The 25,097-nt window shown below is 65.3% G+C and carries 25 protein-coding genes; 21 read left to right on the forward strand and 4 right to left on the reverse strand.

The annotated features are described in order from the left end of the window. Window positions 1–109: 109 nt before the first annotated feature. The 7 genes from ACSQ25_RS08660 (at window position 110) to clpB (ending at window position 8,962) form a co-directional block, all read left to right on the forward strand. Window positions 110–1,351 (forward strand): winged helix-turn-helix domain-containing protein, encoded by a 1,242-nt coding sequence (locus tag ACSQ25_RS08660; RefSeq protein WP_436105290.1) that lies wholly within the window; start codon window positions 110–112, stop codon window positions 1,349–1,351. Window positions 1,352–1,570: 219 nt separating this feature from the next. Beyond that, entirely contained in the window at window positions 1,571–2,140 is a 570-nt protein-coding gene (locus ACSQ25_RS08665) for a hypothetical protein (protein WP_436105291.1), read from the forward strand. Between the two features lie 101 nt (window positions 2,141–2,241). Beyond that, window positions 2,242–4,890, forward strand: coding sequence for a DUF349 domain-containing protein (locus tag ACSQ25_RS08670; protein ID WP_436105292.1), 2,649 nt, complete (start codon window positions 2,242–2,244; stop codon window positions 4,888–4,890). Beyond that, the gene (gene moaE, locus ACSQ25_RS08675) at window positions 4,887–5,369 is read left to right on the forward strand and encodes a molybdopterin synthase catalytic subunit MoaE (protein WP_436105293.1); all 483 of its coding nucleotides are present in this window, start codon (window positions 4,887–4,889) and stop codon (window positions 5,367–5,369) included. The genes ACSQ25_RS08670 and moaE overlap by 4 nt, the downstream gene beginning before the upstream one ends. Next, entirely contained in the window at window positions 5,366–5,740 is a 375-nt protein-coding gene (gene crcB, locus ACSQ25_RS08680) for a fluoride efflux transporter CrcB (protein ID WP_436105294.1), read from the forward strand. The genes moaE and crcB overlap by 4 nt, the downstream gene beginning before the upstream one ends. A 92-nt stretch (window positions 5,741–5,832) precedes the next feature. After that, a complete protein-coding gene (gene yiaA / locus ACSQ25_RS08685) occupies window positions 5,833–6,255 on the forward strand; it encodes an inner membrane protein YiaA (protein WP_436105295.1) in 423 nt (140 codons plus the stop codon). Window positions 6,256–6,355: 100 nt separating this feature from the next. Beyond that, entirely contained in the window at window positions 6,356–8,962 is a 2,607-nt protein-coding gene (gene clpB / locus ACSQ25_RS08690) for an ATP-dependent chaperone ClpB (RefSeq protein WP_436105296.1), read from the forward strand. Window positions 8,963–9,032: 70 nt separating this feature from the next. On the opposite strand, the gene ACSQ25_RS08695 is transcribed toward clpB, so the two are convergent. Next, window positions 9,033–9,608, reverse strand: a complete 576-nt coding sequence (locus tag ACSQ25_RS08695; RefSeq protein ID WP_436105297.1) for a PEP-CTERM sorting domain-containing protein — start codon at window positions 9,606–9,608, stop codon at window positions 9,033–9,035. Window positions 9,609–9,782: 174 nt separating this feature from the next. Further along, the gene (locus tag ACSQ25_RS08700; protein ID WP_436105298.1) at window positions 9,783–10,490 is read right to left on the reverse strand and encodes a PEP-CTERM sorting domain-containing protein; all 708 of its coding nucleotides are present in this window, start codon (window positions 10,488–10,490) and stop codon (window positions 9,783–9,785) included. Window positions 10,491–10,858: 368 nt separating this feature from the next. Here ACSQ25_RS08700 and aceA point away from each other — a divergent pair, with 368 nt between their 5' ends. From aceA to ACSQ25_RS08715, 3 genes are all read left to right on the forward strand, one after another. Then, entirely contained in the window at window positions 10,859–12,157 is a 1,299-nt protein-coding gene (aceA, locus tag ACSQ25_RS08705; RefSeq protein ID WP_436105299.1) for an isocitrate lyase, read from the forward strand. Between the two features lie 154 nt (window positions 12,158–12,311). After that, window positions 12,312–13,565, forward strand: coding sequence for a 23S rRNA (adenine(2030)-N(6))-methyltransferase RlmJ (locus ACSQ25_RS08710; protein ID WP_436105300.1), 1,254 nt, complete (start codon window positions 12,312–12,314; stop codon window positions 13,563–13,565). Window positions 13,566–13,686: 121 nt separating this feature from the next. Then, window positions 13,687–14,952 carry an EAL and HDOD domain-containing protein gene (locus ACSQ25_RS08715; RefSeq protein ID WP_436105301.1) on the forward strand — a complete coding sequence of 422 codons (1,266 nt, stop codon included), beginning with the start codon at window positions 13,687–13,689 and terminating at the stop codon, window positions 14,950–14,952. 164 nt (window positions 14,953–15,116) lie between these two features. Here ACSQ25_RS08715 and ACSQ25_RS08720 read toward each other — a convergent pair whose 3' ends face one another. Both ACSQ25_RS08720 and ACSQ25_RS08725 read right to left on the reverse strand, forming a co-directional pair. Continuing rightward, on the reverse strand, window positions 15,117–15,866 hold the full coding sequence (locus ACSQ25_RS08720) for an SAM-dependent methyltransferase (protein ID WP_436105302.1): 750 nt from the start codon (window positions 15,864–15,866) through the stop codon (window positions 15,117–15,119). A gap of 18 nt (window positions 15,867–15,884) precedes the next feature. Continuing rightward, entirely contained in the window at window positions 15,885–16,499 is a 615-nt protein-coding gene (locus ACSQ25_RS08725) for a Maf-like protein (RefSeq protein WP_436105303.1), read from the reverse strand. A gap of 139 nt (window positions 16,500–16,638) precedes the next feature. Here ACSQ25_RS08725 and ACSQ25_RS08730 point away from each other — a divergent pair, with 139 nt between their 5' ends. From ACSQ25_RS08730 to ACSQ25_RS08780, 11 genes are all read left to right on the forward strand, one after another. Next, complete coding sequence (locus ACSQ25_RS08730; RefSeq protein WP_436105304.1) at window positions 16,639–17,136, forward strand: YceD family protein; 498 nt, start codon at window positions 16,639–16,641, stop codon at window positions 17,134–17,136. Window positions 17,137–17,355: 219 nt separating this feature from the next. Further along, on the forward strand, window positions 17,356–17,538 hold the full coding sequence (rpmF, locus tag ACSQ25_RS08735; RefSeq protein WP_005666806.1) for a 50S ribosomal protein L32: 183 nt from the start codon (window positions 17,356–17,358) through the stop codon (window positions 17,536–17,538). 215 nt (window positions 17,539–17,753) lie between these two features. Continuing rightward, a complete protein-coding gene (gene plsX, locus ACSQ25_RS08740) occupies window positions 17,754–18,779 on the forward strand; it encodes a phosphate acyltransferase PlsX (protein WP_436105305.1) in 1,026 nt (341 codons plus the stop codon). Between the two features lie 22 nt (window positions 18,780–18,801). After that, entirely contained in the window at window positions 18,802–19,788 is a 987-nt protein-coding gene (locus ACSQ25_RS08745; protein WP_436105306.1) for a beta-ketoacyl-ACP synthase III, read from the forward strand. A 72-nt stretch (window positions 19,789–19,860) separates the two neighbouring features. Next, window positions 19,861–20,799, forward strand: a complete 939-nt coding sequence (gene fabD, locus ACSQ25_RS08750) for an ACP S-malonyltransferase (RefSeq protein WP_436105307.1) — start codon at window positions 19,861–19,863, stop codon at window positions 20,797–20,799. A gap of 27 nt (window positions 20,800–20,826) precedes the next feature. Continuing rightward, entirely contained in the window at window positions 20,827–21,564 is a 738-nt protein-coding gene (gene fabG / locus ACSQ25_RS08755) for a 3-oxoacyl-ACP reductase FabG (protein WP_436105308.1), read from the forward strand. A gap of 167 nt (window positions 21,565–21,731) precedes the next feature. Next, a complete protein-coding gene (acpP, locus tag ACSQ25_RS08760; RefSeq protein WP_020653257.1) occupies window positions 21,732–21,971 on the forward strand; it encodes an acyl carrier protein in 240 nt (79 codons plus the stop codon). Window positions 21,972–22,009: 38 nt separating this feature from the next. Then, complete coding sequence (gene fabF, locus ACSQ25_RS08765) at window positions 22,010–23,260, forward strand: beta-ketoacyl-ACP synthase II (protein ID WP_436105309.1); 1,251 nt, start codon at window positions 22,010–22,012, stop codon at window positions 23,258–23,260. A 155-nt stretch (window positions 23,261–23,415) separates the two neighbouring features. Continuing rightward, window positions 23,416–23,919 carry a hypothetical protein gene (locus ACSQ25_RS08770; RefSeq protein WP_436105310.1) on the forward strand — a complete coding sequence of 168 codons (504 nt, stop codon included), beginning with the start codon at window positions 23,416–23,418 and terminating at the stop codon, window positions 23,917–23,919. Window positions 23,920–23,992: 73 nt separating this feature from the next. Then, a complete protein-coding gene (rpoE, locus tag ACSQ25_RS08775; RefSeq protein ID WP_436105311.1) occupies window positions 23,993–24,595 on the forward strand; it encodes an RNA polymerase sigma factor RpoE in 603 nt (200 codons plus the stop codon). Between the two features lie 57 nt (window positions 24,596–24,652). Next, entirely contained in the window at window positions 24,653–25,075 is a 423-nt protein-coding gene (locus ACSQ25_RS08780; RefSeq protein ID WP_436105312.1) for a sigma-E factor negative regulatory protein, read from the forward strand. The last annotated feature ends 22 nt before the right edge of the window (window positions 25,076–25,097 follow it).

The following is a 25,097-nucleotide window of genomic DNA, read 5'->3' on the forward strand; positions in this document are numbered from 1 at the left end:
TAGAATGGAAAGTCGGGTCGGCGCCCACTATAGCGCAGACTTACCGTGTCGCCCAGATAAAAGACTGTGTTTTTTTACAGTAGTATTGGTTTGCTATTAGAATAAAGACATGAGCCAGATCAATCGTGAACCAGACTTCGAACTGAGCCTCAGCGCCGCCCGCGCCCTGCACCTGGCTGCCCAGGACATGCTGGCGCCGCGCCGCCGGCGCGCCACCAAGGCCGACGTGCTGGCCGCGATCCGGCGCATGGGAATGTTGCAGATCGACACCATCAGCGTGGTCGCGCGCAGTCCCTACCTGGTGCTGTGGAGCCGGCTGGGCCACTACGAGCCGGCCTGGCTGGACCAGCTGCTGGCCGAGGGCGCCCTGTTCGAATACTGGGCGCACGAGGCCTGCTTCCTGCCGATCGAAGACTACGGCCTGTACCGCCACCGCATGCTGGACCCGGAAGCCATGGGCTGGAAGTATTCCGCCAACTGGATGCGCGAACGCGCCACTGAAGTGGCGGCCCTGCTCGCGCACGTGCGCGCCAAGGGGCCGGTGCGCTCGTCCGACTTCGGGCGCAGCGACGGCAAGGCCGGCGGCTGGTGGGAATGGAAGCCCGAGAAGCGGTCGCTGGAAGTGCTGTTCACCGCGGGCGAGCTGATGATCGCGCGCCGCCACAATTTCCAGCGCATCTACGACCTGGCCGAGCGCGTGCATCCGGAATGGCACGACGGCCGCATGCCGCCGCTCGAGGAAGTTCGCCGCAGTTTCGTGCTGCACACGGTGCGCGCGCTCGGGCTGGCGAAGGCGGCGTGGATTCCCGACTACCACCGCACCCGGCGCCCGCATCCCGATCCGGAGCGGATGGTGGAAGAGGGCTTGCTGCTGCGCGGCCGGGTCGCCGGCTGGAACGAGCCGGTGTATATCCACCCGGAGCACGCGCAACTGGCGCGCCAGGCAATGGAGGGGAAGCTGGCGCCGCGCCTGACGAGTTTGCTGTCGCCCTTCGATCCCATCGTCTGGGACCGCCGGCGCGCGCTCGAGCTGTTCGGCTTCGACTACCGGCTCGAATGCTATACCCCGGCGCAGAAGCGGCGCTACGGCTACTTCACGCTGCCGATCCTGCGCCGCGGCGCGCTGGTCGGGCGCGTCGACGCCAAGGCCCACCGCAAGGCCGGCGAGTTCGAGTTGCGCAGCATCCACCTGGAGCCGGGTGTGCGCGCCAGCGAGCGCCTGGTGGACGACGTCGCGGCCGCCGTGCAGCGCTGCGCCGACTGGCATGGATGCCCCCGGGTAAGCCTGACCCAGGCCGTGCCGCAGGACTTCGGCGGGCGGCTTGCCGCAGCGCTGGACGTGCAATCGTAATTGGACATCGCGGCAGATAAAAAGTCTCCAATGTCCACCGGTCCGGGTTTGCGCCACCTCAAACCCGAGCGGGGGCATCTCTCTACACTACGAGTTCCCAACGGCTGGCTACAACAACAAAACCTGCCCGCCCGACCCCGATAAAAAGCTTCCCCAGCCAAGGACTCGCGGCCCGCGCCAGGCCGCGCCTTGGCGAAGCCATCCTGAGAGGAGACATGAATGCTGACATCAACCTATACGCTGGTCGCGCTGTCCATTGAGCAGGCCAGCGCGCGGATCGGCCTGCAGTCCCTGCTGGAGCGCTGGCAGCCGAGTGCCTGGCGGCATGCCATGCCCACGCCGCGCGAGATCGGCCTGGCCTGCGACGCCTTGCGGGTTGCTTTCGATAACTGTTATTGGCGCAAACTCGACAAATTCGTGGTGCCGGCCTTGCGCCGCGCCGGCGCGGGCACCGAACTGCTGGCCGAACTCGACGCGCTGACCATGGCGGCGATCGAGGCGCGCGCCGATGCCCATGCGGCGGCGGCCGTCTACGATCCCGGTTTCGGCGCCGCGCTCGAACGCTGCTGCAACCTGCTGCTCGAGCGGCTGGAACGCGAAGAACGCGAGCTGTTCCCACTTGCGCGCACCCATGTGCCGAGCGAAGTCTGGTTCGCGATCGCCAACCAGATGCTGGCCCACGACGCCTGGCAGAACGAGAACCGCAGCTACCCCGCGGCGGGCAGCGTGGCCAGGAATTCTTTCAGGCAAAGTGCGCCTTCGGCCACGCCTCACTTTGCCACCCACTGAGCATCCATTGAGCGCATACTGAGCGAACGCCGGGCTTCACAGCCGGCGGGCGCCACCATGGTTCTTTGCTATGATGGGGGTTTTGGAAGTGCGATTTCATCATGTTCGAATTCCTTTTCAAGCGGCAGGGCGGCGACAAGCCGGCCGGTGCTCCCGGTGAACAGTCCGGAAGCCGGCCAGCCGGAGGCCAGCAGGCAGGCGCGGACGCATCCGCGGCCGGCGCACCGAGCCCGCGCGAGCAGCAGGCCGAACAGCTCAAGCACCTGAACGGCGACGAAGACGCCGCCGTCGCCTTCATCCTCTCCTCCGAATTTTCCGAACTGCGCCTGGCTGCGGCCGAGCTGGTCCACAGCCGGCCCCAGCTCGAGCGCGTGCACACGGCGATGCGCAACCTGGATCGCCGCGTCGCCAAGCTGATGCAGTCGCGCCTGGACGCGATCCGCCACCATGAAGCCGAGTTGCGCCGTGGCCAGGAAGCCCTGGCGCAGGCGAAAGCCCTGCTCGGCGACGAGTTGCTGACGCCGAACCACGTCGCCGAACTCGACCGCAAATGGTCGATCATCGCCGCGCCCGAGCTGGCGCCGGAATTCGACGCCGTCCGCGCCGAACTCGGCAAGCGCCTGGAAGACCAGGTGCAGCTGCAGCGCGCCATGATCGACCGCCTTGCGGCCCTGCGTCAGCTCGAATCGGCCGGGCTCGATGCCGCCGCTTTCGGCGAGCGCCTCGCGGCCCTGGCGACCGAGCAGGCCGCCGCCCTGGTGGCGCCGGGCCATGCCTCGCTGCCGCGCGCGCTGGTGGCCGATTTCGCCACCGAACAGGCGCGCCTGGGCGCCAGCCTGGCCACCATCGAGCAGGACCGGGCGGTCCTGGCTGCGCGCGAGGCCGCGCTGGCCCAATGGCAGGCCCAGCCGGTAGCGGAACTGAAGGCGGAGCAGCTGCGCCAGGAATGGCGGCAACTGCCGGCATTGCCGTCCAGCGGACCCGGCGCGCAACTGCAGCAGCGTTTCGACGAACTGCTGGCCAGCCTGCCGCAAGCGCCGCGTCCCGAGGCGCGCAAACCGAAGCAGGAACAGCATGCCCCTGCCGCCGCAGCCGCGGCCCCGTCCGCCGAGACGCCCGCAGCCAGGCCGCAGAAGGCCCAGAACAAGGGCGTCGACCAGCACTTCCTCGACCGCCTCGACGCCATGGAAGCGGCGCTGCAGCAGGGTTCCCTCGGTACTGCCGCCGAGCTCGACAAATCGCTCAAGGAAAGCAAGGACAAGGGCATGCGCCTGACGCCGGCCCAGGCCGACCGGCTCAACCACGTGCGCGCCGAACTCAAGCGCCTGTCCGACTGGGCGCGCTGGGGCGGCAACGTGTCGCGCGAAGAACTGATCAAATCGGTGGAAGCGCTGCCGACCCAGAACCTGGCGATGGGCGAACTGGCCAAGAAGGTGGGCAGCATGCGCGAACGCTGGAAAGCGCTCGACAGCCTGTCCGGGGCCGCGCCGCGCTCGCTGTGGGAGCGCTTCGACGCCGCCTGCACCGCCGCCTACGCGCCGGCCGCGGCCCACTTCCGCCACCTGGCCGACGAGCGCCATGCCAACGCCGCACGCGGCCAGGCCCTGGTCGAGGAAGCGGAGGCCGAGATCGCCCGCCTGGAATCGGGCGAGGCCGACTGGAAGCACGTGTCCGGCACGGTGCAGCGCCTGCGTACCGCCTGGAGCCACCTGGGCGCGATCGACCGCAAGGACAAGAAGCGCCTCGATCAATTGTTCACCGATGCGCTGAATACCCTCCAGCGCCCGCTGGAAGAACAGCGCAAGGGCGAGATGTCCGTGCGCGAGCAATTGATTGAGGAAGCGCTGGGGCTCGACCCGCACGACCGCCATGCCGTCGATGCACTGCGCAACCTGCAGGCACGCTGGCAGGAACATGCGCGCGCACTGCCGCTCGAACGCAAGGCCGAGCAGGCGCTGTGGCAGCGCTTCCGCGCCGCCTGCGATGCGCTGTTCGCCCAGCGCAAGGAACAGGCCCACGCGGCGGACGCCGAGCGCCGCGCCCACGAGGCCGCCAAGGAAGCCGTGTCCGCCCGCCTGGAAGCGGCCGCCCCGGAGGTCACGCCGGCCAGCGCCGGCAAGCTGCTGCGCGAGGCCGCCGCCGAGTGGGCGGCGATCGGACCGGTGCCGCGCGCCCACGAGGCGCGCGTCGAGAAGCGCTACCATGCCGCGGTGGCGGCGGTGCAGCACCATGCCGACGTCGCGCGCCGCGCCGCCGGACTGGCGCTGGCCGGCGCCGTGCGCGACAAGCTGCGCCTGATCCAGGCCCTCGAAAGCGCCATCGTCAATCCCGACGCGCACACCAATCCATCCGACTGGCGCGGACGCTGGGACGCGCTGCTGCCGCTCGAGGGCGGCTACGAGCCGGTCCTGCATGCCCGCTTCGAGGCCGCGCTGGGGGCACTTGAAGGCGAGCGCACCAGCTACGCGCGCCAGCTCGAAGCGAACCGTGAACGCATGCTGCACGCGCTGCTGCGGCTCGAGATCGCGGCCGGCATCGACAGCGGCGCCGAGTTCGCGCGCGAGCGCCTCAAGCTGCAGGTCGAGGTGCTGCAAAGCTCGCTCAAGTCGGGCCACAAGTCGGCCCAGAAGGGCGCGCAGGGCGGCGCCAACGGCCTGCTCGACCTGCTGGCCCTGCCGGCGCTGGCCGATGCGCGCACCGAAACCCGCATCGAACAGCTGCTGGCCCGTTCCGCGAAGGACGGCCGATGAATGTCCCGGCTGCCACCGAGCTCACGGAGATCCGCGTCCAGCAGGATGACTTCGACCTGTCGCGCGACATCGCCCGCCTGCGCGAAGGCGACGGCCGCGTCGGCGCCGTGGTCAGCTTCGTCGGCACCGTGCGCGACCTGAACGAGGGCGCGCAGGTGTCCGAGATGGAGCTGGAACACTATCCCGGCATGACGGAAAAGGCGCTGGAAGACATCGTGGCCCAGGCGCGGGCGCGCTGGGCGCTGTTCGGCGTGCTGGTCATCCACCGCGTCGGCCCCCTGAAGCCGCTCGACCAGATCGTGCTGGTGGCCTGCAGCTCGGCGCACCGCGGCGAGGCCTTTGCCGCCTGCGAGTTCATCATGGACTACCTGAAGACCGACGCGCCGTTCTGGAAGAAGGAACAGACGCCCGAGGGCGCGCGCTGGGTCGACGCCCGCGCCAGCGACGATTCCGCCAAGCGCAAGTGGCTCCAGCCTTGAGCTGGCTGGCAGTCGGTACCGGGGCGGCGCTCGGCGCCTGGCTGCGCTGGGGCCTGGGCCTCTGGCTGGGCAGCCTGCACGCCTACGTACAGCTCGGCACGCTCGCGGCCAACCTCGCCGGCGGCTACCTGGTCGGGCTGGCGCTGGGCTTCTTTACGGCCCATCCTGGCTTGTCGCCCGAGTGGCGCCTGTTCGCCATCACCGGTTTCCTTGGCGGCCTGACCACCTTCTCGAGCTTTTCCGGAGAATCGGTGGTGCTGCTCCAGCGCGGCGAATACGGCTGGGCGCTGGCCCATACCCTGCTGCACCTGCTGGGCTCGATCCTGTTCTGCGTGGCCGGCTTCGCGACATGGCGCGCCCTGCGCGGCTAGCGGTATCGCCTGCCGATACCACGGAATAGCGCAATTCCCCCGGCGGCCGGGCGTGATACGTTTGCGGCTGGATCAACATCAAGGAAGCCGCCATGCAAACTGTTCAACGCCCGACCGCCGCTTTTGTTGGCGCCTCCTGGAGTGCGCTCCTGATTGGCGGCAGCGCTTACCTGATCGGTCTGTGGAATGCCCAGATGCAGCTGAACGAAAAGGGCTATTACCTGACCTTGCTGCTGTTCGGCCTGTTCGCGGCGGTGTCGCTGCAGAAGACCCTGCGCGACCGTGCCGAAGGTCTGCCGGTCACGGGCATCTACGTCGGCCTGTGCTGGGTGTCGCTGATCGCCGCGATCCTGCTGCTGACCGTCGGCCTGTGGAACGCCACGCTGGCGCCCAGCGAGAAAGGCTTCTATGCGATGTCCTTCGTCCTGAGCCTGTTCGCTGTCGTCGCGGTCCAGAAGAACGTGCGCGACCTCGGCAGCCTGCGCCAGCCCGAACAGACCCCCGGCGTGGAATAAGGCAGCACGCCGGCAAGGGAAGGCGCATTGCACATCTTGAAAAGTGGACAGTCAGCCTTACTTTGCTCCTTAGTCAAGAACACCACTAGGGAGCAATACCATGCGGCAAGACAAACTGACGACCAAGCTCCAGGAAGCGCTGGCGGATGCCCAGAGCCTGGCAGTCGGCAACGATAACCAGTACATCGATCCGGTCCACCTGCTGGTCGCCCTGCTGAACCAGGACGACGGCGGCGCCCGCTCGCTGCTGCAGCGTGCCGGCGTGAACGTCGGCGGCCTGTCCAACGCGCTGAAATCGGCGCTGGAGCGCCTGCCGAAGGTCTCGGGCACCGGCGGCGACGTGCAGGTGTCGCGCGAGCTGGTGGCCCTGCTGAACCTGGCCGACCGCGAATCGCAGAAGCGTGGCGACCAGTTCCTGGCCTCCGAGATGATCCTGCTGGCGCTCACCGAAGACAAGTCGGACGCCGGCCGGCTGGCGCGCGAGCACGGCCTGGCGAGGAAAGCCCTCGAGTCGGCGATCCAGGCGGTACGCGGCGGCGAGTCGGTGAACTCGCAGGATGCCGAAGGCCAGCGCGAAGCCCTGAAAAAATATACCCTCGACCTGACCGAGCGCGCCCGTCAGGGCAAGCTCGACCCCGTGATCGGCCGCGACGACGAGATCCGCCGCGCAATCCAGGTGCTGCAGCGCCGTTCCAAGAACAACCCGGTGCTGATCGGCGAACCGGGCGTGGGCAAGACCGCCATCGTCGAGGGCCTGGCGCAGCGCATCGTCAACGGCGAGGTACCCGATTCGCTCAAGGGCAAGCGCGTGCTCTCGCTCGACATGGCGGCCCTGCTGGCCGGCGCCAAGTACCGCGGCGAGTTCGAAGAGCGCCTGAAAACCGTGCTGAAGGAGCTGGCCCAGGACGAAGGCCAGACCATCGTCTTCATCGACGAGATCCACACCATGGTCGGCGCCGGCAAGGCCGAAGGCGCGATGGACGCCGGCAACATGCTCAAGCCCGCGCTGGCGCGCGGCGAGCTGCACTGCGTCGGCGCGACCACCCTCGACGAGTACCGCAAGTACGTCGAGAAGGACGCCGCACTGGAGCGCCGCTTCCAGAAGATCATGGTCGACGAGCCGAGCGTGGAGGCGACCATCGCCATCCTGCGCGGCCTGCAGGAGAAGTACGAGCTGCACCACAAGGTCGAGATCACCGACCCGGCCATCATCGCCGCGGCCGAGCTGTCGCACCGCTACATCAGCGACCGCTTCCTGCCGGACAAGGCGATCGACCTGATCGACGAGGCGGCATCGAAAATCAAGATCGAGATCGATTCCAAGCCGGAAGTGATGGACAAGCTGGAGCGCCGCCTGATCCAGCTGAAGATCGAGCGCGAAGCCGTGCGCAAGGAAACCGACGAAGCCTCGATGCGCCGCATGGAACTGATCGGCGAAGAGATCGCGCGCCTGGAGCGCGAGTACAACGACTTCGAGGAGATCCTCAAGTCCGAGAAGGCGGCGGTGCAGGGCACGACCCACATCAAGGAAGAGATCGAGCGCATCCGCCACCAGATGGAGGAGGCCAAGCGCCAGAGCAACTGGCAGCGCGTCTCCGAGCTGCAGTACGGCCAGCTGCCCCAGCTCGAAGCCCAGCTGAAGAAGGCCGAGGAAGCTGCCGCCAGCGCCGACGGCGATATGGCGAAGCCGAAGCTGCTGCGTACCCAGGTCGGTGCGGAAGAGATCGCGGAAGTCGTCTCGCGTGCCACCGGCATTCCGGTGTCCCGCATGATGCAGGGCGAGCGCGACAAGCTGCTGCACATCGAGGAAAAGCTGCACGAGCGCGTGGTCGGCCAGGACGAGGCGATCGAGGCGGTGTCGGATGCGATCCGCCGCTCGCGCGCCGGCCTGTCCGACCCGAACAAGCCCTACGGTTCCTTCATGTTCCTGGGGCCGACCGGCGTCGGCAAGACCGAGCTGTGCAAGGCACTGGCGGGCTTCCTGTTCGACACCGAGGAGTCGATGATCCGCATCGACATGAGCGAGTTCATGGAGAAGCATTCGGTGGCCCGCCTGATCGGCGCGCCGCCGGGCTACGTGGGCTACGAGGAGGGCGGTTACCTCACCGAAGCCGTGCGCCGCAAGCCCTACAGCGTGATCCTGCTCGACGAGATCGAGAAGGCGCATCCGGACGTGTTCAACGTGCTGCTGCAGGCGCTGGACGACGGCCGCATGACCGATGGCCAGGGCCGCACCGTGGACTTCAAGAACACCGTGATCGTGATGACCTCGAACCTGGGTTCGCACAAGATCCAGTCGATGGACACGGACGAGCCGGCCGTGGTGAAGCTGGCCGTGATGGCCGAGGTGCGCGGGCATTTCCGCCCCGAGTTCATCAACCGTATCGACGAGATCGTGGTGTTCCATGCGCTCGACGAGAAGAACATCGGCGCGATCGCCCGGATCCAGCTGCAGCACCTGGAGCAGCGCCTGGCCAAGATGGACATGGCGCTCGACATCGACGAGGAGGCGCTGCAGAAGATCGCCGAAGCGGGCTACGACCCGGTCTACGGCGCCCGCCCGCTCAAGCGCGCGATCCAGCAGCAGATCGAGAACCCGCTGTCGAAGGCTATCCTGTCCGGCAAGTTCGGACCGAAGGACACCATTCCGGTGCGGGTGCGCGGCGGCAACCTCGTGTTCGGCGAACAGGTGGAGCTGGCGAAGTAAGCCTGCTCCTGCCCACAAACGACAACGGCGCGTCCCGCAAGGGCCGCGCCGTTTTTACGTGAGAGCCTGGTCAGCCCTGCTTGCGCTTCCTGCGCGCCATGAAGCCCATCACCCCCAGCCCGCCGAGCATCAGCGCATAGGTCTGCGGCTCCGGCACCGGCGCGATGGCCTGCGACAGCAGGCTGCCCACCTTGCGCTCGCCGTCACCGAAGAAATTCACCTTCAGGTGAGGCGCCTCCAGGTTCGGCGCGCCGCCGCTGAAGCTGAACTGGAACACCATGTTGTCCGTCAGTGCCACGCGATCGCCCGAGAAGCACAGGCTGCTCCCCGCATGCCCGCCGCCGGCACAGCCGTTCGCGTTCAGTTCGTTCGACGACAGTGTCCAGTTGGTCGCGATGCCCGGCGCCGAGACCAGGGTGACGTCCGAGAAGGTCCCCAGGTCCTTGAGCTGGAGGGCGCCGATGCTGCTCGCTTCGAGCCAGTCGCCGGTGCGGTTGGCGGCGTCGATTTCCAGGGTCAGCAGCTTGCCGCTCCAGGTCGAGGTGAAGGTCACGCCCTGGTAGGTGAGGGTGCCGGCCTGGGCGCCGGCGGCGACGCCGGCGGCCAGCGCCAGGCCGAGTGCTGCTTTGCGTAGGTAGGTCTTCAATTCAATCTCCTTCGATGACATTGAATGACCGGGCCTTCGCGTCGGCGAACGGCCCGGACCTGCGTACGGATGAGTACGCAGGCCCAGACTATTCCCTCCCTATAACACTTTCTGTTAGGCGACTAACCAATGGCTGAGGTAGGGTTTCGGCATGGCAAGGCACTGTCCCTGGGCTTATTTGCTGCGGCGGCGCGCCACGGCCAGCATGACCAGGCCTGCGGTCAGCAAGGCCATGGTGCGCGGCTCGGGGATCGCGGCGCCCGCCGTTTCTCCGATCGCCGGCAGGTCGACCACCGTTTGCTCGGGTGCCTTGCCCGCTTCGGTCAGCACGGGAGGCGGAATCAGGCCGGTCGAATTGCCGCCCGATCCGCTGGAAACGGCGGTACCCGGCGCCTGGTAAGGGAAGTCCATCGACAGCAGGCTGCCGGTCTTGCTGCCCCCGGCGTTGACGAAGTGGACCTTCAGGTGCGGCGCGTCCAGGTTCGGGCTGCCGTCGAAGCTGAAGGTGAACAGCATGTTGTCGGTGAGCGCCACCGGCATGCCGGCATAGCAGAGGCGGCTGAAGGAAGTGCCGGCCGCGGCGCTGGACGCGGCGCCACAGCCGCTCGCCTTGAGTTCGGTATTCGAGAGCGACCAGTTGCTGCCGTTCGAACTGCTCATCGTGACGCCGGTGAAGTCGCCGATGGTCTTGAGGGCGAGCGAATCGATCGCGGTCGCCGCCGCCCAGCCGCCGCTGCGCTTGGCCGCGTCGATTTCGACGGTCAGCACATTGCCGGTATAGGTCGAGGTAAACACGACGCCGTCCTGGGTGATGACGCTGGCGCTGGCCGGCATCGCAAGAACGAGGAGGGTGGAGACGAAGGCGGTGCGCAGCGTGGACATGGCGGTCTCGTTATTTTGATGAAATTGATGATTCATCTAGATTGTCAGCAATATTGATTGAAGTCAATCAATATTGTCAAAGCGCGAGAGATTACAACACAGGGGGCGCTGAATTTCACGATGAGAAACCGCGCTTCCGCAATACGGGAAAATGCAGCAATTACTGGCGCGACCCGATTCCCATCGTAAGAAATTTCATTCCGCATCATGGAAATGAATCCCCAAGGCGTTGAATTTGAAAGAGAAAAAAATCTTTTGATGTCTTATATAAGACTTATTGTGCTCCGCACAAACTGATCTATGATGTACCCAACGGATTCCTCTCGCTTTTGATCTCTTAACTTAGTACCTCAATCAGGAGAAACAGCATGGCAACTCGTGAACAGCAGATCAGTGAACTCCAGCAAGACTGGGAAACCAATCCGCGTTGGAAGGGTGTGACGCGCAACTACACGGCGGCCGACGTGGTCCGCCTGCGCGGTTCGATCCAGATCGAACACACCCTGGCCAAGCGTGGCGCCGAAAAGCTGTGGGATCTGGTCAACAACGAGCCCTATGTAAATGCCCTGGGCGCCCTGACCGGCAACCAGGCCATGCAGCAGGTGAAGGCGGGCCTGAAAGCCATCTACCTGTCGGGCTGGCAGGTGGCGGGCGACGCTAACGTTGCCGGCGAGATGTATCCGGACCAATCGCTGTACCCGGCCAACTCGGTGCCGCAGGTGGTGCGCCGCATTAATAACACCTTCCAGCGCGCCGACCAGATCCAATGGTCCGAAGGCAAGGACGACATCGACTATTTCGCCCCCATCGTGGCCGATGCCGAAGCCGGCTTCGGCGGCGTGCTGAACGCCTTCGAGCTGATGAAGGCGATGATCGATGCCGGCGCCGCCGGCGTGCACTTCGAAGACCAGCTGGCCTCGGTCAAGAAATGCGGCCACATGGGCGGCAAGGTGCTGGTGCCGACCCGCGAAGCCGTCGAGAAACTGAACGCCGCGCGCCTGGCGGCCGACGTGATGGGCACCCCGACCCTGGTCATCGCCCGTACCGATGCCGAAGCGGCCGACCTGCTCACCTCGGACGTGGACGACAACGACAAGCCCTTCTGCACCGGCGAGCGCACCGTGGAAGGCTTCTTCAAGGTCAAGCCGGGCGTCGAGCAGGCCATCTCGCGCGGCCTGGCCTACGCGCCTTTCGCCGATCTCGTGTGGTGCGAGACCGGCAAGCCGGACCTGGCTTTCGCCAAGCGCTTCGCCGAAGCGATCCATGCGAAATTCCCGGGCAAGATGCTGGCTTATAACTGCTCGCCATCGTTCAACTGGAAGAAGAACCTGGACGACGCCACCATCGCCAAGTTCCAGAAAGAGCTGGGCGCGATGGGCTACAAGTTCCAGTTCATCACCCTGGCCGGCTTCCACGCCCTGAACTACGGCATGTTCAATCTGGCCCACGGCTATGCACGGCGCGGCATGTCGGCCTTCGTCGAGCTGCAGGAAGCGGAATTCGCCGCCGCCGAGAAGGGCTTCACCGCGGTCAAGCACCAGCGCGAAGTCGGCACCGGCTACTTCGACGCCGTCACCCAGACCATCCAGCAGAACCAGAGCTCGACCACCGCCCTGCACGGTTCGACCGAGGACGAGCAGTTCTTCGACGAAAAGAAGGTCGCGTAAGCGCCTTCTGTCGGACCTCCAGGGATTTGCCGCAGCGCCCGCAGGGGCCTGCGGCTTTTTATTTGTGGCGTGGGAATGAGCGATGTAGTGGATAATGGCGCCCATTGCGCCGTTGAAAACACGGCATTGAATCTTTTCTCAGGAATTCCAGCTTATGTTGAGCTACCGCCACGCCTTCCACGCGGGTAACCACGCCGATGTCCTCAAACACTTCGTCCAGGTGCAGCTGCACCTGTACATGAACCAGAAGGACGCCGCCTACACCTATATCGACACCCACTCCGGCGCCGGGGTCTATGCGCTGGACAGCTTCCAGGCGACCAAGACCGGGGAGTACGACACGGGTATCGGTCCCCTGTGGAACGCGGTCAACGTGCCGGAGGCGCTGAAGCCCTACCTCGACCTGGTCAAGGCGATGAACCCGAGCGGCAAGATGCGCTACTACCCGGGCTCGCCCTGGGTGGCCGACCAGATGTCGCGTTCGGAAGACCGCCTGCGCCTGTTCGAGCTGCACCCGGCCGACGTCAAGATCCTGCACGAGAACGTCCGCAAGGCCGAGGCGCACAAGGCCGAGCAGGGCGAGCGCTCGCGCGGCAAGCGCGTGATCATCGAGCACGGCGACGGCTTCCAGAGCCTCAAGAAACTGCTGCCGCCGCCTTCGCGCCGTGCGCTGGTGCTGGTCGACCCGCCCTACGAGGTGAAGGATGACTACAAGAAGGTGCGCGATGCGCTGGAAGACGCCCTGGGCCGCTTCCCGAGCGGCATGTACGCGGTCTGGTACCCGGTCCTGCAGCGCATGGAGTCGCGCCAGTTCCCGGACAAGCTCAAGCGCCTGCCGGCCAAGGAATGGCTCAACGTGACCCTGACCGTATCGACGCCGGGACCGGACGGCCTCGGCCTGCACAGCAGCGGCATGTTCATCCTGAATCCGCCCTACACCCTGGAAGCGATGTTGCGCGACACCATGCCCTGGCTGGTGCAGGTGCTGGGCAAGGATGCCGGCGCCCGCTTCACGATCGAAACCGGGACGCAGGTGACCGGCGCCGTCTCCGCGCGCCTGGCCGGAGAGGGACCGCGCGTGCCGGTCGGCAATGCGCGCCGCGCCAGCCCGCTGTCGGGCAAGGGCAGCCTGCGCCTGCCGGGCCAGAGCATGGTGCGCGAAGGCGAGGAAGATCCGCGCAGCGTCGCCAAGCCGGCGGCGCCTGCACCCAAGACCGGCGCGCGCCGCGTCTGGCGTCCGGATGGCAGTGCCCAGGCCAAGCCGCAGGCGCCGGCCGAGGGACGCGCCCCGAGCAAGCGTCCGGCGGCTGCTGCGGGCGCCGGTGGCGCCAGGCCGGCGGCGCCACGCACGGGAGCGCCTCGCTCCGGCGGCCCGCGCTCGGGCGGCAAGGGCGGCGGCAATCGCTGAACGCCCGGTTCGATATAAAAATGCTAATAGTGTCGGATTTGTAGTATAGTCTTCGAGGCAGGCGCGCGCGCCTGTCCGGCTGGCTTGTCTACGCCGCAACAGTTTCCCAGGAGTTTTTTTGATGCATGCCGAAGCAACGGCAGCGGCATCCGTGCCGTCCAACGATTTTTTCCTCGCACGTCAGCCCATCCTCGGCCGTGACCAGCATCTCGTGGCATTCGAGCTGCTGTTCCGGGCCGCCGGTGAGGACGACGATGCGAAGCTGACCGACAACGCTGCGGCGACGGCGGCGGTGATTTCGCACGCGTCGCAGCTCGGCATGGAGCAGGTGGTCGGCGAACAGCTCGCCTTCGTCAACGTCGACGAAGTCGTCCTGATGAGCGACTTCGTGCGTTTCCTGCCTCCGCATAAGGTTATCCTCGAAATCCTGGAAACCGTCAAGCCGACTCGGGCGTTGGTGGCGCGGGTCGCCGAACTGAAGGAACTCGGTTTCAAGTTTGCGGTCGACGATGTCACAGAACATTCTCCCGAGCTCGACCGCTTGATCGGCCTGGTCGACGTGATCAAGGTCGACGTCAAGCTGGTGCGTCCGGGCGAGCTGGCGGGCCTGGTGTCCTCCTTGAAGTCCACGGGCAAGAAACTGCTGGCCGAAAAAGTCGAAACGCTCGACGAGTTCCGGCTGTGCATGGACCTCGGCTTCGAATACTTCCAGGGATATTACTTTGCCCGCCCCGTGATTTTGTCGGGCAAGAAGATCACGCCGTCCGAAATGGCGATCCTGCATCTGCTGGAGCTGGTGAGTTCCGATGCCGATGCTCAGGTGATCGAAACCGCGGTCAAGCGCGACGCCTTGATCAGCCTGAACCTGCTGCGCCTGGTGAACAGCCGCGCGGCGCCGGGTCCGCAGATCGAATCGCTGTCGCAGGCCCTGAGCCAGCTCGGGCGGCGCCAGCTGCAGCGCTGGCTGCAGATCCTGCTGTACACCACGGCCGGCGGCGTGGAATTGGACTCGCCGCTGCTGCAGCTGGCCACCACGCGCGGCAAGCTGCTGGAGCTGATGACCCAGACGCGCTACCCGAGCGACGCCGCGCGCGCCGACCGTGCCTTCACGGTGGGAATCATGTCCCTGGCCGATGCGCTGTTCTCGATTCCGATGCGCGACATCCTCGACAATGTCGAAGTGGCGGACGACGTCCGTACCGCGCTGCTGGACCGCGAAGGGGATTTCGGGACGATGCTCAGGGTGGCCGAACTGCTCGAGGCGGCCGAGGGCGGCTGCAAGCTGTATAACGCGCTACGCAAGCTGGACTTGTCGGTGGCGGAGATCCGCGAAATCGAACTGAAGGCGTTTGATTGGGTGAGGGAGCTTACCCATGAAGTGCACTGAAGTTAGCGCAGTCGCGTCACTGTTTTAACCACCAACCCCAAAACCGTCGTTCCGGCGAAGGCCGGAACCCAATTCCGTTGCGTAGCCAATTGTGTTTGACGCTAGTGGTATCGCACGAAAATTGGGTTCCCGCCTGCGCGGGAACGACGTGCCGAGGCAGCGGATCATTGCGCGAGGAAGAGGAACACCGTCGGCTTCTTGTGGAAATCCGGCGCCTTGCCGGCAGCCAGCGCCGCCTTCCACTTCGCCGCCGTCATCGTCCTGACCGACTCGGTCGGCAGCGACAGGTCGGTCGCCACGCAAATCAGGGTCCCCGGCTGGCAGGCCGCCACCAGCGCCTCCAGCATCTGCCCGTTCCGGTAGGGCGTCTCGATCAGCAGCTGGGTCTGCTTCTCGCTGCGCGAACGCCCTTCCAGCTGCTGGATGCGCTTGGTACGCTGGCCGGCATCGGTCGGCAGGTAGCCGTTGAAGGCGAAACTCTGCCCGTTCAGCCCGCTCGCCATCACGGCCAGCAGCAGCGAGGACGGCCCCACCAGCGGCCGCACCGCGATCCCGTGCTGGTGCGCCAGCCGGACCAAGTCGGCGCCCGGGTCGGCCACCGCCGGCACGCCGGCTTCCGACACCAGTCCCGCATCGCGCCCGGCCAGCAGCGGCGCCAGCAATTGCGCGAGGGCGGCCGGCGGCGTGTTCACGTTCAGTTCCGCGATCTCGATTTCCTGCAGGGGTTTGGCCAGCGGATGGTCGATGGCGACCAGTTTCAGGAAGGCGCGCGCGGTCTTGGCGTTTTCGGCGACAAAGTAATCGAGCCTGGCGGTCAGTGCCTGCACCTGCGTCGGCAGCAGGGCGGACAGGGCGCCGGGAGCGGCATCGACAGGACCAAGGGTGTTCGGGATCAGGTAAAGGGTAGCGGGCATCGTTAACAAGGTGAAGGCTTATACGCCGAAGAAGGAAACGCCGGCACGGCGCAGCATGCCGGTCAGGGCGATCAGGGGCAGGCCGGTGAGGGCGGTCGGGTCCTGCGATTCGATCCGCTCGAGCAGGGCGATGCCCAGGCCCTCGTTCTTGGCGCTGCCGGCGCAGTCATAGGGTTGCTCGATGCGCAGGTAGGCGTCCAGCTCGGCATCCGGCAGGTCGCGGAAATCGACGAAGACCTGCACGTTCTCGACCTGCGCCGCCTGGGAAGGATCAGCCACGCGGCTGTCCCACAGGCACAGGGCCGTATGGAAGACCACCCGGCGTCCCCGCATCAGCTGCAATTGCTCCAGCGCCCGCGCATGCTCGCCCGGTTTGCCGATCTGCATGCCGTCCAGGGTCGCCACCTGGTCCGAGCCGATCACCAGCGCGCCGGGGAAGCGGGCCGCCACCGCGGCCGCCTTCTCGCGCGCCAGGCGCAGGGCGGTGTCCTGCGGCGCTTCGCCCGCATGCGGGGTCTCGTCGATGTCCGGGGCGATCGCTTCAAAAGGAAGGTGCAGGCGCGACAGCAGTTCGCGCCGATAGGCGGAACTGGAAGCGAGAATGAGGCGCGAAGGCGTGGAACTTGGTATCATGTAGGTCTATCAAGCAAACGCGATAAATGCCACAGATCGGCAATCGCATGCGACGCAGATCGGTCAAAAACGGCGTAAGTCTTTGACTCTGCGGGGAGAAGCCTGTTATTATCGCAGGTTTTCCGGGGAAGTTTTCCAAATGAGCGCTTTTGTCATTGACGCTTTCGAGTTTTGCCGGAATGGCGGACACCGCGAAGGCGTGACCCCTGTGGTCGAGATGACCCGTCTGGCAGCCGATTGCGCCGACAAATCCGGAGAGATCCGCTGGTCGATCGACGGTGGTCTGACCAAGCAGGGCTATCCATCGATGACCCTGGCGGTCGCCGGTCCCGTGAAGCTGGTTTGCCAGCGTTGCCTGACTGCGATGGATTACGAGATCGACTCGTCCACCATGCTGGTGCTCGGCAAGGACGACGAGGACGCCGACGGGATCGAGGAAGTCCTCGACGACGAAAGCATCGACGTGATCGTCGGCAGCCACGAGTGCGATATCCGCCAGCTGCTGGAAGACGAAGCACTGCTGGCCCTGCCGCAGTCGCCGAAACATGAGGTATGTCCGGACACCAAGCTCCTGGACGCCCTGAAGACCGAAAAGGTCTCGCCGTTCGCGGCACTGAAAAATCTCAAGTCCGAATAAGCAATACAGAATTAGTAGTACCGCAGCACCGAGCAGTACGACTGGAAGAACGTGTCAAACGCGTGCAGTAGTCGAGTATGGCAGTAGGCAGTTGATGTAGGCAGCGTTAAAACATGTCGGCAATGGATGTAATAAGAAATTGCCGCTGGGATACTCGATCTGCAAGTATTTGCAAGTCGAATGTGTTAGAATTTTAGAACTTATGTATTAGGAGTCATCATGGCAGTTCAGCAGAATAAGAAGTCCCCGTCGAAGCGCGGCATGCACCGTTCGCACGATTTCCTGACCGCACCGAACCTGGCAGTCGAGCCGACCACCGGCGAAACTCACCTGCGTCACCACATCAGCCCGAACGGCTTCTACCGTGGTCGCAAAGTCCTGAAGACCAAGAACGACGAGTAATCGACGTCTTGTCCTTTAGTACCATGAAAGCGGTGCAACGTATGTTTTCTGCGTGGCACCGCTTTTTCTTTCGCATTTCCGTTTTCAGCGGCTGCAACAAGCTTGCACTCCGTCATTTTGAATTGCGCGGACCAAGGCTGGCCACGAGCCAGGCCCGATCCCAACTTGCCGCCCGCACGCCTCTTCGTCGTGCATGAGCCGGCATCACCTAACAAATGACAATCACAATTTCCATTGACTGCATGGGCGGCGATCACGGCCCCTCAGTTACTATCCCGGCAGCCATCTCGTTTCTAAAAAAGCAAGCTGACGTCCACCTCATCCTGGTCGGTATCGAGGACGTCGTGCGCGCCGAGCTCAAGAAGCATGGTGCCGAGTCGCATTCCCGCATCACCGTCAAGCACGCCACCGAGGTCGTCACCATGGACGACCCGCTCGAAATCGCCCTGCGCAAGAAGAAGGATTCGTCCATGCGCGTGGCGGTCGAGCTGGTCAAGGACGGCAGCGCCAACGCCAGCGTTTCGGCCGGCAATACCGGCGCCCTGATGGCCGTCTCGCGCTACGTGCTCAAGACCATGGCCGGCGTCGACCGTCCGGCGATTTGCTCGATCATGCCGAACCAGAAGGGCGGCCCGACCTATATGCTCGACCTGGGCGCCAACGTGGACTGCGAACCGCACCACCTGCACCAGTTCGCCATCATGGGCTCGGTCCTGTGCTCGGCCATGGAGAACATCCCGCGCCCGACCATCGGCCTGCTGAACGTCGGCACCGAGGAGATCAAGGGCAACGACGTGGTCAAGGCCACCGGCGCGCTGCTGCGCGCGGACCACGAGCGCGGCAAGCTGAATTTCCACGGCAACGTCGAAGGCAACGACATCTTCAAGGGCACGGTGGACGTGGTCGTGTGCGACGGTTTCGTCGGCAACGTCACGCTCAAGGCCGTCGAGGGCCTGTCGCGCTTCGTCAAATCTGTGTTCACGGAAAATATCTTCTCGATGGCCGGCGCCTTGCTGGCCCGCAAGTCGTTGAAGAAGCTGAACCCGGAGCGCTACAACGGCGCCAGCCTGCTCGGCCTGAAAGGCCTGGTCTTCAAGAGCCACGGCGGCGCCAATGCCTTCGCGTTCGAATGGGCGATCAAGCGCGCCTACGACGCGGCCAAATACGATGTTCTCGAGCAGCTGTCGGCCCTGATCGCCGAACTGATGCCGACCTCGCCCGACGCCCAGCGCCAGGCGTAACCAACAGCAGGATGGTGGAGAGATGACTGTTTACAGCAAGATCACCGGAACCGGCAGCTACCTGCCGGCCAAGCGCGTCACCAACGAGCAACTCGCGGCCCAGCTGGCCGAGCAGGGGATCGAAACGTCCGACGAATGGATCGTCACCCGCAGCGGCATCCAGAGCCGCCACTACGCGGCGGCCGACGAGAATGCCTCCGACCTGGCCGTGCAGGCCGCCAGCCGCGCGCTCGAAGCAGCCGGCAAGGCGCCCGGCGACATCGACCTGGTGATCGTCGCCAGCTCCACGCCCGACTTCCACGGCAGCTTCCCGAGCACCGCCTGCATCGTGCAGCAGAAGCTCGGCATGGCGAACAACAGCGCCGCCTTCGACGTGCAGGCCGTATGCAGCGGCTTCGTGTACGCGGTCTCGACCGCCGACGCCTTCATCCGCGCCGGCGTCTACAAGCGCGTGCTGGTGATCGGCGCCGAAGTGTTTTCGCGCATCCTCGATTTCACCGACCGCACCACCTGCGTGCTGTTCGGCGATGGCGCCGGCGCCGTGGTGCTGGAAGCCTCGGAAGAACCGGGCGTGCTGGCCACCAAGCTGCACGCCGACGGCAGCCAGTCGCACATCCTGTCGATCCCGGGCAACCTGGCCGGCGGCGCGGTGGCCGGCAGCGGCTTCCTCTACATGGATGGCCCGGCGGTCTTCAAGCTGGCCGTCACGGTGCTGGAAGAAGTCGCCCGCGAAGCGCTCGAGCACGCCAAGATGCAGCCGTCCGACATCGACTGGCTGATCCCGCACCAGGCCAACCTGCGCATCATGAAGGGCACCGCCAAGAAGCTCGACCTGCCGATGGAAAAGATGGTCGTCACCGTCGACCAGCACGGCAACACTTCGGCCGCCTCGATCCCGCTGGCGCTCGACGCTGCCGTGCGCGATGGTCGCATCAAGAAGGGCGACAATGTGCTGATGGAAGGCGTCGGCGGCGGCTTTACCTGGGGCGCGATTCTCGCCCGCATGTAATGCACGCACACCGTTCGCCGCCACGCGGCGAACGCGGCCATCCTCATTAAAAATAAGAGAAGAGAGAACACGATGAGCAAATTCGCATTCCTGTTTACGGGCCAGGGCGCCCAGGCCGTCGGCATGCTGAACGGCTTCGCCGGCAACCCGGTCGTCGACCAGACCGTCGCCGAAGCGTCCGAGGCACTCGGCTTCGACATCGGCAAGCTGATCGCCGAAGGCCCGAAGGAAGACCTCGACCTCACCACCAACACCCAGCCCGTCATGCTGACCGCCGCGGTCGCCGTGTACCGCGCCTGGATCGCCGCCGGCGGCCCGGTGCCGAATGTCGTCGCCGGCCACAGCCTGGGCGAATACTCGGCCCTGGTTGCCGCGGGTGTGATCCAGTTCAAGGACGCGGTGCCGCTGGTGCGCTTCCGCGCCCAGTCGATGCAGGAAGCGGTGCCGGTCGGGCAGGGCGGCATGGCCGTCGTGCTGGGCCTGCAGGCCGAGGACGTGCGCGCAGTCTGCCTTGAAGCTGCCCAGGGCGAAGTGGTCGAGGCCGTGAATTTCAACGAGCCGACCCAGATCGTCATCGCCGGCCACGCCGCCGCGATAGACCGCGCCTGCGAGATCGCCAAGGCCAAGGGCGCCAAGCGCGCCATGAAGCTGGCCGTGTCGGCGCCGTTCCACTCGTCGCTGCTCAAACCGGCCTCGGACCGTTTGCGCGACTACATGGAAAACATCGCTTTCTCGGCGCCGCAGATCGACTTGATCAACAACGTGGACGTCGCTATCCTGCACGATCCGGCTGCCATCAAGGACGCCCTGGTACGCCAGGCCGCGGGTCCGGTGCGCTGGGTCGAGACCATGCAGAAGATGGCCGCGAGCGGCGTCACCCAGGTGATCGAATGCGCGCCGAGCAAGACCCTGATCGGCATGGCCAAGCGCATCGATCCGGCGCTGGCCGGCGAAGCCCTGGTCGACCAGGCCGCGCTGGAGCGCGTGCTGGCGGCGATCAAGGCGGCTTGAAACAAACACGACAAGAAAAGGAATAGCATGAATCTGGAGAACCAAGTCGCGCTCGTCACCGGCGCATCGCGCGGTATCGGCAAGGCCATCGCGCTCGAACTGGCGCGCCAGGGCGCCAAGGTCGTCGGCACTGCCACCAGCGAAAGCGGCGCCCAGGCCATCACCGACTACCTGAAAGAGTTCGGCGGCAAGGGCCTGGTGCTGAACGTGACCGATGCCGCCAACTGCGGCGCCGTCGTCGACGAGGTGCAGAAGGGCTTCGGCAGCCTGTCCATCCTGGTCAACAATGCCGGCATCACCCAGGACAACCTGGCCATGCGCATGAAGGACGAGGAGTGGGAGAGCGTCATATCGACCAACCTCACCGCCGTCGGTCGCCTGTCGCGCCTGGTACTGCGCGGGATGATGAAGGCCAAGCACGGCCGCATCATCAACATCACCTCGGTGGTGGGCGCCTCGGGCAACCCGGGGCAGATGAACTACGCCGCCGCCAAGGCCGGCGTGGCCGGCATGACCCGCGCCCTGGCGCGCGAGATCGGCAGCCGCAACATCACCGTCAACTGCGTCGCACCCGGCTTCATCGACACCGACATGACCAAGGCGCTGGGCGAGGACCAGCACGCCGCGCTGCTGGGCCAGATCCCGCTGGGCCGCCTGGGCCAGCCGGAAGACATCGCCCACGCCGTGGCCTTCCTGGCCGGTCCGACCGCCGCCTACATCACCGGCACCGAGCTGCACGTCAACGGCGGCATGTACATGAATTAATGGATGCGCCGGGCTTCGCACTACTGCGAAACAAAATCCGGCGGATTCGGTACTTTTAGCTGTAATTTCGGTGGAAATAGCGGTAATCGCCGAAAGTAGTTTTTCATCGCGCAAACCTGATAAAATGCGCGCACTTTCCGCAACACATACCTTAATGGAGCCATAACATGTCGGATATCGAACAACGCGTTAAAAAAATCGTCGCTGAGCAACTGGGCGTTGCAGAAGCAGACATCAAAATCGAATCCTCGTTCGTTGACGACCTCGGCGCTGACTCGCTGGACACCGTGGAACTGGTGATGGCACTGGAAGACGAGTTCGAAATGGAAATCCCTGACGAGCAGGCTGAGAAGATCACCACCGTCAAGCAAGCCATCGACTACGCAACCGCGCACGTCAAGGCCTAAGTAGTAGCTAGCGCTTTAAAAGTTTCTGGGAGAATCGCTTGAGCCGTTCACGCAACCGCCGTGTCGTCGTTACCGGCCTGGGCTGCATTTCACCAATCGGCAACACCATTGCCGAGGCGTGGGACGCGGCGCTGGCCGGTAAGTCGGGCATTGCCAACATTACCAAGTTCGACGCGACGCCGTTCACGACGCATTTCGCCGGTGAGGTGAAGAACTTTAAGGTGGAAGACTACCTGCCGGGCAAGGAAGGCCGTAACATGGATAGCTTTATCCATTACGGCATGGCCGCCGGCATCCAGGCCCTGCAGGATTCGGGCCTGGTCGTGACCGAGGAAAACGCGGACCGCATCGGTGTGACCATCGGTTCGGGCATCGGCGGCCTGCCGATGATCGAAGCCACCAAGGAAGAGTACATGAATCGCGGCCCGCGCCGCATCTCGCCCTTCTTCGTGCCGGCATCGATCATCAACATGATCTCGGGCGATCTCTCGATCAAATTCGGCCTGCGCGGCCCGAACCTGGCGATCGTCACCGCCTGCACCACCGGCCTGCACTGCATCGGCGCCGCCGCTCGCCTGATCGAGTACGGCGATGCCGACGTGATGGTCGCCGGCGGCGCGGAATCGACCGTGTCGCCGCTGGGCCTGGGCGGCTTCGCCTCGGCACGCGCGCTGTCCACCCGCAACGACGATCCGGCTACCGCCTCGCGTCCGTGGGACAAGGACCGCGACGGCTTCGTGCTGGGCGAGGGTGCCGGCGTGATGGTGCTCGAAGAGTACGAACACGCGGTCGCACGCGGCGCCAAGATCTATGCGGAAGTCATCGGCTTCGGCATGAGCGCGGACGCCAACCACATCACCTCGCCGGTCGAGGATGGCAGTGGCGCGGCGCGCTGCATGGTTGCGGCACTGAAGAACGCCGGCCTGAACGCCGGCGAAGTCCAGTACGTCAATGCGCACGGCACCTCGACGCCGCTGGGCGACGTGGCGGAAGTGCGCGGCATCAAGCGCGTCTTCGGCGACCACGCCAAGAGCGGCCTGGTCGTGAACTCGACCAAGTCGATGACCGGCCACCTGCTGGGTGGCGCGGGCGGCCTGGAATCGGTGTTCACCGTGCTGGCGATCCACAACCAGGTGTCGCCGCCGACGATCAACATCTTCAACCAGGATCCGGAATGCGACCTGGACTTCGTGGCCAACACGGCACGGGACATGAAGATCGATTACGCGGTCAAGAACTCCTTCGGCTTCGGCGGTACCAACGGTACCCTCGTCTTCGCAAAAATCTGACCGTCGGTCTGAACCAGGCCACGCCCATTCCGGTCTAACCGGGATGGGCGCCTGACAGCCTGGACCGTTCGGTCCTGCGCATCAAGCCAATCCCCTCTCAGCTTCTCCCGCGCGGCCCTCGGCCTGCGGCGCCCCATTTTTTCCCTGTCCGAAGCATGTCGATCGCGATGAGCGTCCTCATTGCGCCGTCGCGCCGCCTGCGTTTCCTGCTCGCCGGCTTCGGCGCCTCCCTGTTCGCGGCCGCCTGCGCCGTGGGCACGGACGCGTCCTTCCGCTTCGCTGCCGGGCCGCTTGTGGCGGCTGCGCTGCTGTTCGCGGGCGTATGCGTGGTGCATGCGGCGCTGGCTCGCGCAACGGTGCAGCGCATTGATATTTCTGGACCCGGCCAGCTACGCCTGACGGTACAACAGGGTGTGCGGCCGGACAAAAGCAGGGCGCTGCCGGTGCGGCTTTTGCCCGGTTCGACGCTGTGGCCGCGGCTGCTGGTGCTGCGCCTGGAGACGGCGGCTGATGGCGCCATGGGCACTGCGGCGGCATGCGCCAAGCCTGCCTGCCTCAGCGTCGTGATCCTGCCCGACAGCCTGGCGCCGGAGGCCTTTCGTGCCCTGGCGGTGGCGCTCGGCGCCGGCAGTGGGGCACCCGGCACAGCGACGGGATAAAAAATAGCTTGAACTTATTGCAGCGGGCCAACTCTTATGCAGGAGGGCCGTTGCAGCCGATGGGGCAAGGTCCGTGACGACAGAACGCGAGGGTGATCAGGTGTTGGTGGAGCGCGTCCAGGCCGGGGACCGGGGCGCGTTCGACCTGCTCGTGGCCAAATACCAGCGTCGCCTGATGCGCCTGGTGTCGCGCCTCGTGCATGACCCGGCCGAGGCCGAGGACGTGGTGCAGGAGACCTTCATCAAGGCCTTCCGCGCCCTGCGGCACTTCCGCGGCGATTCCGCCTTCTATACCTGGCTGTATCGCATCGGAATCAACACGGCAAAGAATTTTCTGGTCACACAGGGCCGCCGCGCGCCGACCTCCACCGAGGCGGATGCCGAGCGGGCAGAGGGATTCGACGACGCGGACAGCTTGCGCGACATAAATACGCCGGAATCGATGTTGGCGAGCAAGCAGATTGCCCACACAGTCAATGCGGCGATGGAAGCATTGCCGCTGGAATTGCGAACGGCAATTGTCCTGCGAGAAATAGAAGGATTGAGCTACGAAGAAATCTCCGAGGTGATGGCGTGTCCGATAGGAACCGTACGCAGCCGGATTTTCCGTGCACGCGAAGTCATCGCCGAGAAATTGCGCCCATTGCTCGATTTCCCGGTTGACAAACGTCGGTAGCTAGCAGGATCGTACACAGGCGGGACACTAGAACAACCGACGTCGACGGGCAAGCAGATGGACACGAACAAGAAGATGCGCGAATACATATCGGCCTTTGCCGACGGCGAGCTGCCGGATGCCGACCTCGAGCTCGCGCTGGCTGCGCTGCGCGAAGCGGATGGGCGGCAGGCATGGTCGCTCTACCACCATATCGGCGACGCACTGCGCAGCGAACCAGGGCAGGCCGAGCTGACACCCGGCTTCGCTGCACGCCTGGCGGACAAGCTCGCCGCCGAGCCGGCACCGCTGCGGCGCCCGCCAACACGCCCGCCCACGCCGGCGGATGCGCTGGCGGCGATCGCCCCGGCCGTCGCTGCGGGTGCCGAGGCGCTCAACGGGACCAAGCTGGGCGGAGCTCCGCTGGCGCCGCGCGAAGCGTCCGTGGCCGATCCAGCCCCGGCAGCCGATCCCGGGCCGGCGACCGTGAAGCGCCTGTAGCGCGGCCGGCTGGCCGACCCGG

The organism is Massilia sp. LjRoot122 (genome assembly GCF_964252725.1).
Classification (GTDB): domain Bacteria; phylum Pseudomonadota; class Gammaproteobacteria; order Burkholderiales; family Burkholderiaceae_D; genus Telluria.